The sequence below is a fragment of the Pseudoalteromonas sp. TAP-3C genome (genome assembly GCF_059888565.1).
In genome coordinates this window covers 3,219,331-3,234,315 of record NZ_CM187618.1, presented here as the reverse complement: position 1 = coordinate 3,234,315, position 14,985 = coordinate 3,219,331, and the positions used below count along the sequence as shown (strand labels likewise).

General features: G+C 39.7%; 12 protein-coding genes and 1 pseudogene. 5 read left to right on the top strand and 8 right to left on the bottom strand.

Features of this window, described 5'->3' with window-relative positions:
- Positions 1-45 precede the first annotated feature (45 nt).
- The 4 genes and pseudogenes from AC6H44_RS15135 to AC6H44_RS15120 all read right to left on the bottom strand — a co-directional run bounded on the left by AC6H44_RS15135 (position 46) and on the right by AC6H44_RS15120 (position 7,413).
- Positions 46-2,271, bottom strand: coding sequence for a tetratricopeptide repeat protein (locus AC6H44_RS15135; RefSeq protein WP_500736508.1), 2,226 nt, complete (start codon positions 2,269-2,271; stop codon positions 46-48).
- On the bottom strand, positions 2,258-3,418 hold the full coding sequence (locus AC6H44_RS15130; RefSeq protein ID WP_500736507.1) for an ATP-binding protein: 1,161 nt from the start codon (positions 3,416-3,418) through the stop codon (positions 2,258-2,260). Before AC6H44_RS15130 ends, AC6H44_RS15135 begins: the two co-directional genes overlap by 14 nt.
- 163 nt (positions 3,419-3,581) lie before the next feature.
- Complete coding sequence (locus AC6H44_RS15125; RefSeq protein WP_500736505.1) at positions 3,582-4,967, bottom strand: 5-methyltetrahydrofolate--homocysteine methyltransferase; 1,386 nt, start codon at positions 4,965-4,967, stop codon at positions 3,582-3,584.
- A gap of 32 nt (positions 4,968-4,999) precedes the next feature.
- A pseudogene (locus AC6H44_RS15120) lies at positions 5,000-7,413 on the bottom strand (TonB-dependent receptor).
- Between the two features lie 112 nt (positions 7,414-7,525).
- Here AC6H44_RS15120 and AC6H44_RS15115 point away from each other — a divergent pair.
- The 3 genes from AC6H44_RS15115 (at position 7,526) to AC6H44_RS15105 (ending at position 9,441) form a co-directional block, all read left to right on the top strand.
- Positions 7,526-7,942, top strand: coding sequence for a MerC domain-containing protein (locus tag AC6H44_RS15115; protein WP_500736503.1), 417 nt, complete (start codon positions 7,526-7,528; stop codon positions 7,940-7,942).
- 73 nt (positions 7,943-8,015) lie between these two features.
- Positions 8,016-8,846, top strand: coding sequence for an alpha/beta hydrolase (locus tag AC6H44_RS15110; RefSeq protein ID WP_500736501.1), 831 nt, complete (start codon positions 8,016-8,018; stop codon positions 8,844-8,846).
- Positions 8,847-8,916: 70 nt separating this feature from the next.
- Positions 8,917-9,441, top strand: a complete 525-nt coding sequence (locus AC6H44_RS15105) for a P-loop NTPase fold protein (protein ID WP_500736499.1) — start codon at positions 8,917-8,919, stop codon at positions 9,439-9,441.
- Between the two features lie 2 nt (positions 9,442-9,443).
- Here the strand turns inward: AC6H44_RS15105 and AC6H44_RS15100 are convergent, their stop codons facing one another.
- Positions 9,444-10,577 (bottom strand): ISAs1 family transposase, encoded by a 1,134-nt coding sequence (locus AC6H44_RS15100; protein WP_500736497.1) that lies wholly within the window; start codon positions 10,575-10,577, stop codon positions 9,444-9,446.
- A gap of 51 nt (positions 10,578-10,628) precedes the next feature.
- Here AC6H44_RS15100 and AC6H44_RS15095 point away from each other — a divergent pair, with 51 nt between their 5' ends.
- Positions 10,629-11,648 carry a KAP family P-loop NTPase fold protein gene (locus AC6H44_RS15095; protein ID WP_500736496.1) on the top strand — a complete coding sequence of 340 codons (1,020 nt, stop codon included), beginning with the start codon at positions 10,629-10,631 and terminating at the stop codon, positions 11,646-11,648.
- A gap of 107 nt (positions 11,649-11,755) precedes the next feature.
- Here AC6H44_RS15095 and AC6H44_RS15090 read toward each other — a convergent pair whose 3' ends face one another.
- The 3 genes from AC6H44_RS15090 to AC6H44_RS15080 all read right to left on the bottom strand — a co-directional run bounded on the left by AC6H44_RS15090 (position 11,756) and on the right by AC6H44_RS15080 (position 13,309).
- The gene (locus AC6H44_RS15090) at positions 11,756-12,658 is read right to left on the bottom strand and encodes a homocysteine S-methyltransferase family protein (protein WP_500736494.1); all 903 of its coding nucleotides are present in this window, start codon (positions 12,656-12,658) and stop codon (positions 11,756-11,758) included.
- A gap of 166 nt (positions 12,659-12,824) precedes the next feature.
- Positions 12,825-13,070, bottom strand: a complete 246-nt coding sequence (locus AC6H44_RS15085; protein WP_500736493.1) for a DUF3297 family protein — start codon at positions 13,068-13,070, stop codon at positions 12,825-12,827.
- Positions 13,071-13,093: 23 nt separating this feature from the next.
- Positions 13,094-13,309 (bottom strand): hypothetical protein, encoded by a 216-nt coding sequence (locus AC6H44_RS15080; RefSeq protein ID WP_500736492.1) that lies wholly within the window; start codon positions 13,307-13,309, stop codon positions 13,094-13,096.
- 80 nt (positions 13,310-13,389) lie between these two features.
- Here AC6H44_RS15080 and AC6H44_RS15075 point away from each other — a divergent pair, with 80 nt between their 5' ends.
- Positions 13,390-14,979 (top strand): alkaline phosphatase, encoded by a 1,590-nt coding sequence (locus AC6H44_RS15075; protein ID WP_500736491.1) that lies wholly within the window; start codon positions 13,390-13,392, stop codon positions 14,977-14,979.
- The last annotated feature ends 6 nt before the right edge of the window (positions 14,980-14,985 follow it).

The following is a 14,985-nucleotide window of genomic DNA, read 5'->3' as shown; positions in this document are numbered from 1 at the left end:
ACGCGTCGGCGTCTTTTTATTGAGCTTATAAAACTTAGATAACGCTTAACTCAGCGCGTATTTTTTCTCAAATTCAGCCACCTGCTGCAAAACCTCAGCAACACTCTCTTGCAATTCACCGCCCATTTTAGTCAGTTCATGGGGGAAGTCATCTTGCATCAACGTCATTAAGGCATACCAAATTGCTTTAAATTTGTCTTTTAAGGCATAACCGTTTAATTCTAGTAGTTCTTTTGCTTTATAAAGCTGTTTTTTGGCGATAAGCAAGGTGAGGTAGATCACGGCTGCACCATCGTGGATCTCTACATCATCGGTTCTGTTATTATCGAGCAATTGCATAAATAAATCATAACTTTGCGGTAGCTTTTCAGCCCATAATAAAACTACTGAATAAAGGTATGTTATGTACTCACTTGGCTGCTCTTCATAAGCTGTTTTAATCAGTTCAAGTGCTTTTTCGTGCTCATTACCTAGCTGAAAATAAAGCGAGGCTAGTTGCATCACGGAACCGTTTACATCAGCATCAATAGCTTTTGTATAGTAATCTTTTGCTTTATTAAATAGTTGTTGTTCTTGGTATAAAAATCCTAAGTGCAAAAGTGCGCTTTTTTGATTAAGTTCTAATGCTTGTTGGTAACTTTTTTCCGCATTAGCAAATTGTTGTTGATCTTGATATAAAAAGCCTAGATTAACAAGTGTATAAGAGTTTCCCTTTTCTATCGCTTGTAAGTAATACTCTTTTGCTTTGGGGAATAATTTCTTTTTATGATACAGATAACCAATGACCCCTAAAACGTTAGCGCTATTTTTTTGTGAATTAATGAGGAGTCTAATTGCTACATCGACCTTATTTTCACCAGCTAATTGAAGGGCTGCTCTTATAGTTTCTTTGTCTGATGCTGAAATGTCATTAACGAAACTAGAGTTTTTTGAAGTTAAATAGGTTTTGGTGCTTTCCTTCATTTCATGCTCGGTATTTATATCTAAACCAGCATAGCTGAGCGCTTCACACATGTGGTAAACGTACGACTCTTGCATTGTACCGCCGCGAATAGCGCTCATAAAATCTTTGGCTCTACGTTCAAGATCCGTAGGGTTGCACCACGAGGTTAAAAAGTTAACTAACCATTCTACTTTTTGACGATCTTTTTTACGGCCAAAACGCATTAAATACCAAATATTAAAAAACCGTTCTTCAATTTTATAAATTTTATTTTTACCTATAGAAATAGATTCTACGATGCCGTATTTAGTTTCGAGTTGCTTAAGCTGAGCGGATACGGTTTTACTTTCTAAGCGGGTTTTTTTGGCAATATCTTTAGTGCTGATGCCGTCCCAGTTCATTGCTATGGTGTGCGTTATATCTTGTAAAGTATCAGGTAGGTCGTCCATGCGGTGTTTATACAAAGGGGTGGCATCATCGAGTATTTTTAATAAGTCATCAAATGCATTACCGCCATCATCTACAAAAATATCAAATAACATCACCATTGTTCTTGGTACACCGCCAGTTAAGCGGCGTAAAGTTTCTATGCGCTCGGGGGTGTTTTTAATAATGTGAGCTATTTTTTTCTTTTGTTGTTCATCGCCCATGCTGGCAAGAAAATCAAAACACTCTTGTTTATTTAAGCCGATAAGTTTAATAATTTTGAAAAATTCGTAAAACGGTTTTCCGTAGTCAAAATGCTGCTCGAGCATTTTAGTTGAACCGCCAATGATTTTGAGTGTTGGCGATGTGAGGAGTATTTCTCTGAGTCTGCGTTGTTCTTTTTCTTTTAATTTGCCTAGTAGCTCGTCAATGTTGTCTATCAACAGTAATAGCTTTTTATTTTTCGCTTTTACTGCTTTTTCTAAGTATGAAAAGCTTTTTAGTTCGTAATCGGCATCGTCAAAATGGCTTTCCATATCATCATGTATGGTGGCAAAGTCATTCTCAGCTGTGCATTGTAAATAATCAGCAATTTCTTCCCATAAGCGACTAAGTGAACGAATTTGATATTGTTCTTCTGAGAATTTTATAGGAATTAAAAAGTCAGCTAGCGTTGGCTCAGCTTGTACTGCGAGTTTTATTTTTCTTAAAAGAGTTGTTTTGCCCTGACCTCGCTGGCCGACAATTATAAAGTGTTGGCTAGGAACTGTGTAATCACTGTTTTTTATGTCATCGTAAATGTCGTCAAAATCATGATTGCGAACAACAAACTTAGCTAAAAATTCTTTTTCATCAATTTCATCAGGCGTGTATTTATAGCGTGAGTAATTAGTTTGCGACATTTTTGTTCCACCACATTCTTAAGATTGGAGAGTTAAATTGATAGGTTTTATTATCGTCGTTGTAGTTAATATAGCCATCGTATACTAATGAGTGCAGGCAATCTTTTGCTTCATTGCCGTTTAAGTTATGTTTGCTGGCAATATTCATGATATCGAGAAAGCTAGTCTCTTTTTGGTTGGAAATAGCATTCAGTACTTCTTTACAAAATAAATACTCATTGTTGCCTAATGCGGTTTTGAGTTTACTTTGCCAGCTCTCAAAGTGATTACGGTTATCTAATGCGTTATGAATTGCTTGGTCAATAACAGCTTGATCAAGCTTTAGCTCTCTTCGGTATATTTTTTTAATTTCTTGTGTGATTAGTTGGATATAAAATGGGATCAGCCAATGTATGGTATTAAGTAAATAAGCAATATCCGTTTTATTGATTTTAATCTCAGCACTTTTAAACAGTGCGATAGTAAACTGCTCTGCTTCGGGAAAAGTTAAAGGCGGGACTTTTATATTGTTTAAATCGTTAATGTGTTTAATTGCGTCAATTTTGGATACTACGCTTTCTAAACCTATTGAGCCTGCGTAGATAAAGGTCACTTTTTGTGAAAACTTTTGATCTTGTCGTAATTCTCTATGGGCTTTTAGTAAGCTGATAGCGTTTTTAGGTTCTTCGTACTTTATTATGTTTTCAATGGTTTGAGCAAACTCATCAATCATAATAATGAGCTTTTTATCATGATCTAAATCTTTTATTAACCTGTGAAAAGCCTGCTTGTGATCTAGCACTTTGCCATCACCGAACTCAACGCCGTCCATAGTTATCGAAGTTATTTTTATGCCTTTAATTTTATCCATGAAATTTTTAGCTTTTGTTTTTAGGCTGGCAATGAAGTCTTCTTCCATTAGTGCATTAAAAACTTTTGACCAAAATTCTGCCTCAGAATCAGCGGACTCTGTATCAATATAAATGGGGATATAACTTGCTTTAGGTTCATCAACTATTTTATACATTATTGATGTTTTACCTACACGGCGAGGGGCGCATAAAAGAATATGACTGCCGTTGTCTATTGCTTCCCAAATGTCTGCAAGTTCATAGGGTCTATCCCAAAAGTTCGTACTTCTCGCAGCTTGACCAACAATGTTTTTCATAACACACCTAATGACAAATTATATTTTGTCAGACTAGTTGGCAAATTATAATTTGTCAAACTTAATGGCAAATTATAATTTGCCATCTTAAATTCAAGTGAAGCTATTTTAAATTGTATATTTTGTGGTGTTAGCCCAAAACGTTACTAAACACGCTACGAACTTAATGTTCGTGGTCGTGCTCTTCCTCTTGTGCAATACCTAACCACGTGATGGCCGCTAGTGGGAAGGTAAGTTCAAGTTCACCTTCAATTTCAAGGTCTTCTAAATGTACTTTTACTTCGTGCTGAGCAATCGGATCGGCGACATAAGCAAAGTGACCATTTTGCGCCACTGTCATACTAAACTTCATACCTTCAGGCATGCTTGTTATGTCTTCTTCTGTAATGTCGACTTGTCCTTTAAGCTGCCAATGAACGTGGTCGTCATGTGCATGTGCCTCAAGCACGTTTAAAAAGCCTAGGCTGTCTAAAACTAAAAAGTGCTCGCCATTTGCTGAGAAAGAGTAAGAAACAGCACTTGCACCATCGGCTAGTTGCCATTCTAATTTTTCCATTTCAGACTCTGCAGGATTAATGCTTACCAAAATACCAGAAGCGATACCTATAAAGGTATCACTGTGCTCATGGCCGTATAAAGTACCAATTCGTAAGTCGCTAATAGCATCAATGTTTGCAATTTTTTCAGCTTCGTACTCGTCGTCGTGTTGATGAGCTAGTAACACGCCATCGCTACAACCAAATGCTACATAGTCGTGGTTTTGTGCTGCACCGTGTAAATCAGGGCAAGTTACAGATAGTGTTTGCTCGAGTTCGTATTCGCCATTATGCAGGTGATAAACCCCCACTTGATCCGGCAGAATTTTAGCGTTTGATGTACTCTGTGCATCATCGCGACGAATGGTTGCTAATAAGTGCTCGCCACGCGGCTGGGCAACACCGTGCATATTAATGTCGTAACTAATATCTGGTAGGGTATCTGTTGTATTTGTGATGTCGTTATCAGTTAATACTGCAACTGATGCAGCCGCACCTGAGTCTGCATCACCATCGTAAAATATGGCCAATTTACCATCGTGTTTAACAAGGTGTGTTGGACGGCTGCCACTGGTTAATTCATAACTGCTAAAAACGGGGTTTTGTTTGTAATCGTGTTGGTGATCACCGTGATCCTCACTCCATAAACCACCGTCTATAAAACCGAGGTAATCTTGGGCGCGGCTAGCAATTACTGCATAACGAAAATCAGCTGATGACGACAGCGTATTTGAATTATTTACTAAGCTAAATGAATCGAGTAATACATTGTCGTCTAAGTCAAAAATACTGGCTTGATTGTTATCGCCCGCAAGTACGGCAAGTCTCCCTAATGAATCAATTGTATATTCATCGCCATGGTCGTGATCACCACCATCACCGTGATCATGGCCATCATCAGGCACTTCTATTGGATCTTTTTCAACAATGTTTGTTTGCGCATCGCCACACGCGGTGATTAATGTACTGCTAATTGCTAGTGCAATAAGTTTTAATTTGAATAGTTTTGTCATGTTTATTTCCTTTATTTATAATTTTTTAGCGCTTAAAAGTAACCGCGAATACCCAATGCAAAGCTGCGGCCTGGTCGTGGGGCTATATTCTTTAAAAATGAGGTATGAACACGTGCTTCGGTGTCTGTGAGGTTGCTACCTTTTAAATAAACGGAAACATCTTGATTTAGTACTGACAAGTCATATGAAACGCTAGCATCAACAAGGGTGTAGCCGTCAGTGGCTGTTTCTTCTGATGCTGTACGGTCTTGTTCTTGATAACGAGTTACGTGCAGATGTGCGCTTAATTTATCTGTTTGATAGCTTAGTTCGCTGCCAAAACGAAGCGGTGGTGTACGGGGTAAATCGTCGCCGTCTTTGAGGCGGGCGCGAACATAGTCTGAAAACAAATCTACTTTAAATTCATTGGTTAATTGCCATGCAAATTGCGCTTCAAAGCCGTGTAAAAATACGTCATCTGTTTTGAATAAATAAACGGGGAGCTCTGATGAGTGGTCGTGTTCGTCACCATGATCATGCGAATCACCGTGGTCGTGGCCACTTTGTGCGTATAGGCCTGTGTCGATTTGGTAATAATAGTTGTCTACTTGGTTGTAAAAGGCGTTAAAAATAAAGCCAATATCGCCTTGGGTTTTACGAAAAGTTAAGTCAATGTTATTGGCTGTTTCTAGGTCAATCGTTTGCTCAGATAAACCAAAATGGCCGTCTGCATGCACATCAAATAGCGCGCCTACTTCATAAGTGCCGGTGCCAATGTGAGGGCCGAATGATAATAGCTCAGATACCGAAGGAGCACGTTCTGAGCATGATACTGATAGCCCTAGGTTGTAACTAGGTGCAAAGTCCCACACTATGCCTGCAGATAAACTAACCGGTGTAAACTCGTGCTCTACGTCAAATACGCGAGTGATGTCAGCGCGCTCTTCATGGCCGTGATCATGGTTATCGTGGCCATGAGCACCACCTTCATCGTGCGGATGGGCGTCAATGTTGGGTAGCAACACGTTATCAGCATCGATGGTTACCCGTTCAACTCGGCCACCTAATTGCACTAAAAAGTCACCAAAGTGTTTTTCTTCCATTAGTGCTATAGCAAAGCTTTGTGTTTGTGACGGCGGAGTAAAGGCTTCTGAGCCTTGTGCTTCTACATCGCTTTGTTTGTAATGAAAGCTAATGCCGCCATTCCACTCGTTAAATGGGTTATGCATTAAGTCTAAGCGTAACTCATTGGTTTCATTTTTAAACGTGGTGCCCACTGCGCCATGTTCAATCTCAGCGTGCTTGTAATCAGTAAAACCAGCACGCAGATTAATTTTATTAAGCCACTCATTATCTAAGTTATATTCACTGAGTAACTGTACTTTCGTTTGCTCAAGATCTGCGTATACGCTTTCCTCAGCGCGATGATCTTCTTCGCCACCATGGGTGTGGCCTGGAATACCGTATTGACGATTAAATTGCTCTACGGCTATACCTACAAAACCTTGGTCAAATAGATAGCTAGTACCTAAGGTAAAGCCGTCAGATTCTTCATTGCTGTTTGCAACTTTATACTCGTTGTTATGCTTTTCATGGTCATCGTGTGCTAATTCAGCGGCCACGGGTATTTCGTAATCATCGGCTTCACGCCAAAATGCGTCGGCATAAAACGCAAACGAATCAGTCCCTGTAGTAGCGTTAAACGAGGCTACTTTTTGATTATCAACAGAGTTATGTTCTAGGTTCCATTCAACGCCAGTGGTGCTGTCTGTTGGTATGCGATTATCAACCACATTAACAACACCACCAATGGCACCGCTGCCATAAAATAATGTTGCGGGACCACGTAATACTTCGATTTGTTGTGCGGTAGACGCTTCTGATGCGACGGAGTGATCAGGGCCTACGCGTGAAACATCACTGACATCAAGGCCATTTTGAGTAATTAGAACACGCGGCCCGCTTAAACCACGAATTACCGGCGTGCTAGCTACTTTTGCGTGAAAATTAGTATTCACTCCTGGCAGCTTTTCCAGACTATCCCCCAATGTTGAGGCTTGCTGACGCCTTAGCGTTTCACCAGATAGCACGCTGACAGGAGACGCTGATTCCATCGCCGACATATGAATAGGCGTCGCTTCAATATCAATTACTTCAATAGGTGAGCGTTCAAGTGTAAAGGTAATTTTTTTACACCTTGGCCATCGCTGATTCGAATATCTTTATGATGATGGGCAAATTTTTGCGCCGCAATATGGATTTCATTTTTACCGCTCGTTAATTGTTGAAAAAAGAATTGTCCGTTTTTATCTGTAATAGTTGTAAAAGCGGTGCCGTCAACGCTCACAGTTGCACCTGAAACAGCATTTCCTTTGTTGTCTACCACTAAGCCTTCAAGTGATTGCGCAATAGCGCTCATAGGTAAAACTGCCGCAACGAATAGGGCAGCTCGCGAAATTTTATACATATCACAACTCCAATGTTATATTATTGCATTATGTTATAATGTATCATTTAAAATATCAATTGTTGTTAATTAAAACAAAAAGTAATGCGTTAATTTTAAAGAGAGATTAAAAATGAAGTCGACACAAAGTGTAATGGATAAGCTTGCTATAGGGCTTTCGTTAATGTGCACGGTACATTGTTTTGCAACACCGATTATTTTAGCGCTGTTGCCAAGCTTTGCTGTACTACAAATAAATGGTGAACAGTTTCACTTATGGATTCTTGCTGCCGTACTGCCAACAAGTTTATTAGCTTTGAGCTTAGGCTGTAAAAAGCACAAACGTATACGTTATATGGCGTGTGGAGTTGTTGGCCTAGCTTTTTTGATAATTGCAGTATTGCTAGGTCAAGAAGAGGCCGAAAAAGCACTCACTTTAATTGGCTCCGCTTTTATCGCACTAGCCCATTGGTTTAACTACCAACAGTGTTTTAAAAAGAATAACGAAAAATGCCCCTGTTCAGGTGATAAATTAAATCAACTTATTTAACACTGCCAGTGTTAAACATAGCGACTATGTGGCATTGTAATTATAAATATCGTTTTTTAGGTAAACTAATCTAGTGAATACTGCTTTAAAGCTTTTGCTGTTACTTTGTGTTTTCATCTGTTTTAAATTAAGCGCAAATACCCCCTACGAGATCCCTAGAAGTACTGTTGTAGAGCTTACTGAGCCCTCAACTAAGCGTGTTTATTCTATTTTTATTCAATTGCCTAAGTCATATGCAAAGCAGCCTAATAAAACGTATCCTGTTATTTATTTAACCGATGCGCCGTATGCATTTCCTATAGTTGCCGGTGCCACACGGTTTCCAATGAATAGCGACAAGATGCAACAGGCTATTATTGTGGCGATTGGCTATGAAAAAGGTTCGAGAGGATCTAATAGTCGAATTAGAGATTATACACCGACTCAGGCTCAAAATTGGAAGAAGCAAACGGGTAATGCCAAAGGGCACGCTACGTTTTTGCAAAGTACAGTATTTACTTTTATCGAAAAAAATTACCGAGCAAGCAACACGCAGAGAACGTATATAGGTAATTCGCTAGGCGGCTTATTTGGCGCCACTATTTTATTTACGATACCTGAGCTATTTAGCAATTATATTATTGGCAGTCCGTCGGTTTGGTTTGATAACAATGCACTGCTAGCCTTAAAAGCGAATAAGCCCCAAATGCCAATAAAGGTTTATGTATCTGTTGGCGCAAAGGAAACCCCAGCCTTTGGTGAAGGACAAAATATGGTTGAGGGCGCAGCGCAACTTGTGCAAAAAATTAATGCGCTCAATAGTGAAAATATAAAATTAAAAAGTGTTGTTATTGAGGGGGCGCAGCATGCCACCGCATTCCCAACCACAGCAATACAAGGGCTTGATTGGGTATTGGGTATATAACTGTAAAACGACAGTTCTATATTAATTCGTTTTACTATGTAGAATTCGCAAAAATCAATAAGGAAATCATATGTCGGTTGAATTATGGTTAGATGATAGGTTGAATCGAAAACGAGAAGGACAGTGGCTTGTTCAGTTTTTAACGAGTAAGTACTCAGTAACTGAGGCTGAGCATAGCAAAAACTATGTCTTAAATGTTAATGCGGAGTGGGGCTTTGGTAAAACGTACTTTCTCCATAATCTTGCAGAAGAACTAAAAGCCAAGCAGCATGTTGTTGTGTGTTTTGATGCATGGAAAAATGACTTCTCTGAAAATGCTTTACTCAGTTTTATTGCAGAAATAAACGAAGAGTTGACTAATCAAGGCTTACTTAGTGCTACAGATGGTAAATTAGCAGGTATTGAAAGATCAATGAAAAATGCAGCACTTCCTTTGCTCGGTGGCTTTTTTACTAAACAGCTTTTTGGTATGTCTCTTCAAGGCGTTGAGGCTTTATTTGAAGAAGAGCAAGAGAGTGACGATTTATCAGCGAAGACGACTGGACAGTCGGATTTGTCAAAAGATATTACTACCGTTGCAGGGCAAACGGGTTGATTTTATACAGTTAGCCCAACGGTTAGCACTTTCATCATATAAACATTATCCCAACCCGCTTTCAACCGCTTGCTTTTCACTCCAACCTTTGCACTTTTTTCGTTCTTCAATAGATTAAGTGCTATTTTATTAATTAACGCGATGTTTTGAGCTGCATACCCACTGCGTAAACGGTTTTGGTCTTCATTAAAGCTAACGTCGAGTTGCCAATGTAATTTATTCTCCACATGCCAATGACTACGGATAGCATCAGCAATAAATGCAGCATCTTTATCTTTATGGCTACTAAGGTAATACCGCTGCTCATTCGAACTTACACCATTTACCTCTCGTGTTGAACATATTACGGCAATACTTTTTAAGCTTTTCCATCGTGGATGTCGTGCTACCAGCCAATCTACTTCTGTCGTTAACCAAACCTCTCTATTTTCTATTCGCCCGTGATCACCATTTAGTGAACGATGCACGCTGTGTGGGATATTTTTAAATTGCGTGTTGAGCTGGGTATCTAAATGTAGTTTAACGTCATCATAAATCTCCCCTTGATTCCCCTTAAGTCCAAGCACATAGTTACCCTCGTTAGAGATTATTTGCTCACCGATTTTATACTGGCATCCCATGGCATCTGTTGTAATTGTCGCTCCTTTTATGTCAAGGAGCTCAAGCAAAATGGGGATAGCGGTTATTTCATTCGATTTATCAGCAACCTTAACTTGTCCTAAACAAAAATTATTCTCAACAGACCATGCACTGACTAAATGAGTTGCGGGCATACCTGAGGCTTTATCTAATGTACGGCGCATTACTTTACCATCCAGAGCAATCACTCCTTCTTTATTCTTACTTATTTCAGTGACCCATTTGGTAAATGCGCTGTTAAATTCAGTTGGGTTGAGGCGATTGAGTACGTCATTAAAAGTGTCATGACTAGGAATACCATTTTTCAGGTCTAAAAATTTCCGTAACCACTTTACTTTTGACTTTCCGTATTCTTCTATCTCGTTAAAATTATTGCAACCGCTGATAATAGCGCAAATAGTGATACTCAGAATATTGATAAGTGGATGGCGGACACTGGCAGAGTTTCTTGGATCGGTTAGTTGATTAAAAGCTTGGCTGATAGTCGTTTCTTTCATGTTTCGTACAGGCAAAGACTATTATAAACCACGATCATTAGGATCGGTCAAATGATCAAAAAGTACTTGTATGTTTTTCACCCGTTTGCCCTGACTACCGTTGCTTCTTCGATCTCTACGAAAGCAGCTGAATTAGCACTGAAAGAGTACCAGACCACAAAAAGTGCTATAGGTTATTTTAGGGAAAATCTAAGGTTATTAGTGGAAAGGTTAGAGGGTGAAACTTCATTTAAAGCTCCTTTATTTATTTTGATTGATGAATTAGATCGTTGTAAACCTTCTTATAGTATTCAATTATTAGAGACTATTAAGCACTTATTTAATGTTGAAGGAGTCTACTTTATTGTCGCTACTGCTTCAGAGCAATTAAGTCATTCTATCAATGCTGTATACGGTGAAAAATTTGAATCTAAACGTTATTTAAATCGGTTTTTTGATCAAGAGTACTCATTAAAAAGCCCAGACAAAAAAGAGTATTGTAATTTTATTTGGTCAAAGTACTTGCCCGATGAAACAGTATTTATCCCCGTTCTCCAAGATGATAATAAATCAGAAGGTACTATAAATATTGGCCTGCTAAGTAAAGTCGCTGAGCACATGAAAGCTGGTTTGAGGGACATCGAACAAGCAGTTAAGCTTTTATATTCTATTCAATTAACTCAGGGGGAAACTGATTACCTCTTCTCACTACCTTTGTTTTATATAACTTTATTAAAAATTAGACACCCCGAAATTTATCCGTATTTTAAGAACGAGTGGCAAAGAAATATATTTAATCAAAGTGCAAGTCAGAAATTCCCAAACTTTCAACGTGAAAACTTTGACTTGAATACGGTTTATAAGGGCATAGTTGATTATAAAATAGGCGAGTCCATGAGATTGTTCTGTGATCCCAACACTAAACTTCATACTTCAGATTCAGCTCCTCAAGCACGAGGTGTAACTGCAAAAGGTGCAAAAGATTATATAGAAAAAGGGCTTTATGATGCGAATAAAGTACGAGAGTCTAAGTTGATTAAAGATTTATCAAATTACGTAAATATTGTTGAGCAAGCAGGTCAGCTCTCTTAGTTTTAAAAGTAGGTAGCTGAGCTAGTTAATTATTAATTTCATAGCTTTTACTTTATATTTATTTGGCACCATGTTCATGGTGACATGAGTTACTCAAATTGAGTTGTTTAAACGCTTTTAAGTTCTTTTTTCCATTTTACCAGCGCTGCTATGAATTCGGGGCCAATACCACAGCAGCCACCTATAATTGTTGCGCCAAGGCTATGCCATTGTTTAGCAAACTCTACGTATTCAGCAGGGGATAAGTCGCGGTAACCTTGCGAGCCTTCATTGGCTTTGTAGTCGCTGGCAATGGGGGTAAAACCATTCGCAAACGCCCCTAAATTAACGCGTTTATTTTGCTGTTTTAGCACGCGATTAGTGTCGCGCAATGCTTGCTCAATAACCTCAGGGATAGAGCAGTTAAAAAATATACCCGCTATGTTATGCTCGAGTAGTGCAGAGATGGCATCACATACTCGTTCACCAGAGCGCAATGTCGCTTGTTCGCTTACTTCATCACTTAATGTAAATGCGTAATAACATGGTTTGTTTGAATCTTTAAGTACGCTTGCCATAACCCGCGCTTCTTCAATGTTTGATATGGTTTCGCCAATCCAAATATCTACATATTCGTCTTGTGCTTTATACAGGGTATTTAAAATAGTAAATGCGCGATCACTTTGGAAAAAATCAGCACGATACGAGCCAAAGGCAGGAGGCAGTGAGCCGGCAACGAGTACCGTTTGCTTTGCGTTTTGAGCCACCTTTTTTGCAATAACAGCAGCTTGCTGTGCAAGTGCAGCACCTTGTGCTTGGTATAGCGTTTCACCTAAGTGAAAAGGTACACAGGCATAGCTGTTAACGGTAATTATTTCAGCGCCAGCATCTATAAAACCTTGGTGTGCTTGGGTTACAAATTGCGGTGCTTCTATTAGGGCTTGTGCACTCCACAGTGGCTGTGAAAACGGCGCACCCATGCGCTTAAGTTCACGGCCCATGCCGCCATCTAATATTGTTAACCTGCTCATAATGGACTTCTATACGTCTAAATAATTAAAGCTATTCAAACATACTTTTTTAAAATTCATAATGAAATTTCATCAAGTTGAGTATTAAAAAAGTTCAATATGCTTTAAACAGGCACAAAAAAAGCGACTACCCAGTAAGGTGTCGCTTTTCTTTACAAGTAAGCTATTACTTGTAAAACGCTTCTACTGTGCCTTTTACTTTCATAAGTAATGGCTGGCCGCGACGATCTAGCGCTTTAGGCGCTGCTACTTTGATCCACCCTTCGCTGATGCAGTATTCTTCAACGTCAAAACGCTCTTTACCGTTAAGTGTAATACCAATTTCATGTTCAAATACTTGTTCTACATAAAATTTGCTACGTGGGTTAATAGAAAGTTGATTAGGTAATGCTGGTTTGTTTGTATCAGTCATATTGGTGATCTGCGTTGAATTAATTATGCGCTATTGTAGGCAATAGCTGGCTTATGCTCAAGCACGACATGTATAAACTGAGCGGCTTTTAATTTTATCGTTATATGTTTGAGCTTATTGCCCGAGCGGTGCTGTGAGCCAGCTCTATAAAAGCTTTTTAAATCCCATCCCCTTTCACTTTTTCCGCGTTTTATTGCAGCCGTCATTTTTTCTTCATCAAAATTCCCTTTGTTAGTCATATCTGTTTTTTATAGTGCAGTGGTTGATGTTTTTGAGCTCACAGTTTTTAAAAATAACCACTACATAATGGGAATTACGGATGAAAATTAAAAAAGTCGCTGCGGCAATCGCACTAACCTGTGCGTTTAGTGCCGTTAGTCATGCCAATGTTCTACCGCAAAGTCAAAAAGACAGCAGCTGGTACAGTGCTGCGCAAGCAAAACTAATAACAAAAACAACGCAAGCACAGGCAATTAAAAACACCAAAGCTAAAAATGTTATTTTATTTGTAGGCGATGGTATGGGTATTTCTACCTTAACGGCAGCGCGCATTTTACAAGGCCAACGCAATAATCAGCTGGGCGAAGAAGGCTATTTAAGCTTTGAGCAGTTCCCTTATTCTGCGCAAGTTAAAACCTATAACGTTGATGCACAAACAGCCGATTCTGCAGGCACCATGACGGCCATGATCTCAGGGGTTAAAACCGACGTGGGTGTTATTGGTGTTGATGAAGATATTGAGCGCGGTGAGTGCTCAACGGTGGCTGGCAACGAGTTACTGACAGCCACTGAGCTGGCTGAAATTAAAGGCCTAGCAACAGGTGTTGTCTCTACTGCCCGTATTACCCATGCAACGCCTGGGGCAACGTATGCTAAATCGGCAGACCGCAACTGGGAAGATATTTCAGATATGCCAGAAGCGGCAGTTAATGCTGGCTGTGAAGATATTGCCTCACAGCTGATTAATTTTGAAAAAAACCTAGAAGCACGTTTTGTTGGAACCGACGTTGATGGCTTAGATTTTGTCATGGGGGGCGGTCGTCGTCACTTTTTACCTAAAGATGTATCGGCAAACTCAAATGATGCAATGAGCGCGGTAGAGGGCGATCGTACCGATGAACGTAACCTCGTTACTGAATGGCAAACACACTACCCTAATGGCACTTATGTAATGGACCAAGCTGGGTTTGATGCCATCAGCGACGATACAACTAAAGTATTTGGTTTATTTAACGAATCGCACATGCAATACGAAGCCGACCGTGCAAACGATATAGCAGGCGAGCCGTCGCTTACCGAAATGACGATTAAAGCGATTGATGTGCTTGGTAAAAACGAAAAAGGCTTTTTCTTAACGGTTGAGTCGGGGCGAATTGACCATGCGCACCACGCGGGTAGCGCATACAACGCACTTAACGACACCATTGAGTTTGCAAAAGCAGTACAAGCTGCGGTTGATAACACCAATCCTGAAGAAACCCTTATTTTAGTTACTGCCGATCACAGCCATGTATTTACTATTGCAGGTTACCCTAAACGCGGAAACCCAATTTTAGGTAAGGTGGTTGGTGTTGGCCAAACTACACCAAAACTTGCCGCCGACAATATGCCATACACCACAGTCGGGTATGCAAATGGCCTCGGTTTTAGAAACTTAATTGATGAAACGGATGCGGATGCCAGCTATCAAACAGCCGCGGTTGCAGGACGTGTTGAGTTAAATGGTGTTGATACAACAACGCCAGGTTTTCATCAAGAAACCACTGTGCCACTGAGCTCTGAAACCCATGCAGGCGAGGATGTTTCACTGCATGCAACCGGTCCTGGTGCTCACCTTGCTCAAGGTGTTATTGAGCAAAACGTGGTATTTCATTTAATTAATCAAGCTCTTGAACTAACTCAGCAATAATGGCGG

Bases quoted from the DNA above. Each gene is read 5' to 3' on its own strand.
- AC6H44_RS15135 (WP_500736508.1), bottom strand. From the start codon at position 2,271: ATGTCGCAAACTAATTACTCACGCTATAAATACACGCCTGATGAAATT.
- AC6H44_RS15130 (WP_500736507.1), bottom strand. From the start codon at position 3,418: ATGAAAAACATTGTTGGTCAAGCTGCGAGAAGTACGAACTTTTGGGAT.
- AC6H44_RS15125 (WP_500736505.1), bottom strand. From the start codon at position 4,967: ATGACAAAACTATTCAAATTAAAACTTATTGCACTAGCAATTAGCAGT.
- AC6H44_RS15115 (WP_500736503.1), top strand. From the start codon at position 7,526: ATGAAGTCGACACAAAGTGTAATGGATAAGCTTGCTATAGGGCTTTCG.
- AC6H44_RS15105 (WP_500736499.1), top strand. From the start codon at position 8,917: ATGTCGGTTGAATTATGGTTAGATGATAGGTTGAATCGAAAACGAGAA.
- AC6H44_RS15100 (WP_500736497.1), bottom strand. From the start codon at position 10,577: ATGAAAGAAACGACTATCAGCCAAGCTTTTAATCAACTAACCGATCCA.
- AC6H44_RS15095 (WP_500736496.1), top strand. From the start codon at position 10,629: ATGATCAAAAAGTACTTGTATGTTTTTCACCCGTTTGCCCTGACTACC.
- AC6H44_RS15090 (WP_500736494.1), bottom strand. From the start codon at position 12,658: ATGAGCAGGTTAACAATATTAGATGGCGGCATGGGCCGTGAACTTAAG.
- AC6H44_RS15085 (WP_500736493.1), bottom strand. From the start codon at position 13,070: ATGACTGATACAAACAAACCAGCATTACCTAATCAACTTTCTATTAAC.
- AC6H44_RS15080 (WP_500736492.1), bottom strand. From the start codon at position 13,309: ATGACTAACAAAGGGAATTTTGATGAAGAAAAAATGACGGCTGCAATA.
- AC6H44_RS15075 (WP_500736491.1), top strand. From the start codon at position 13,390: ATGAAAATTAAAAAAGTCGCTGCGGCAATCGCACTAACCTGTGCGTTT.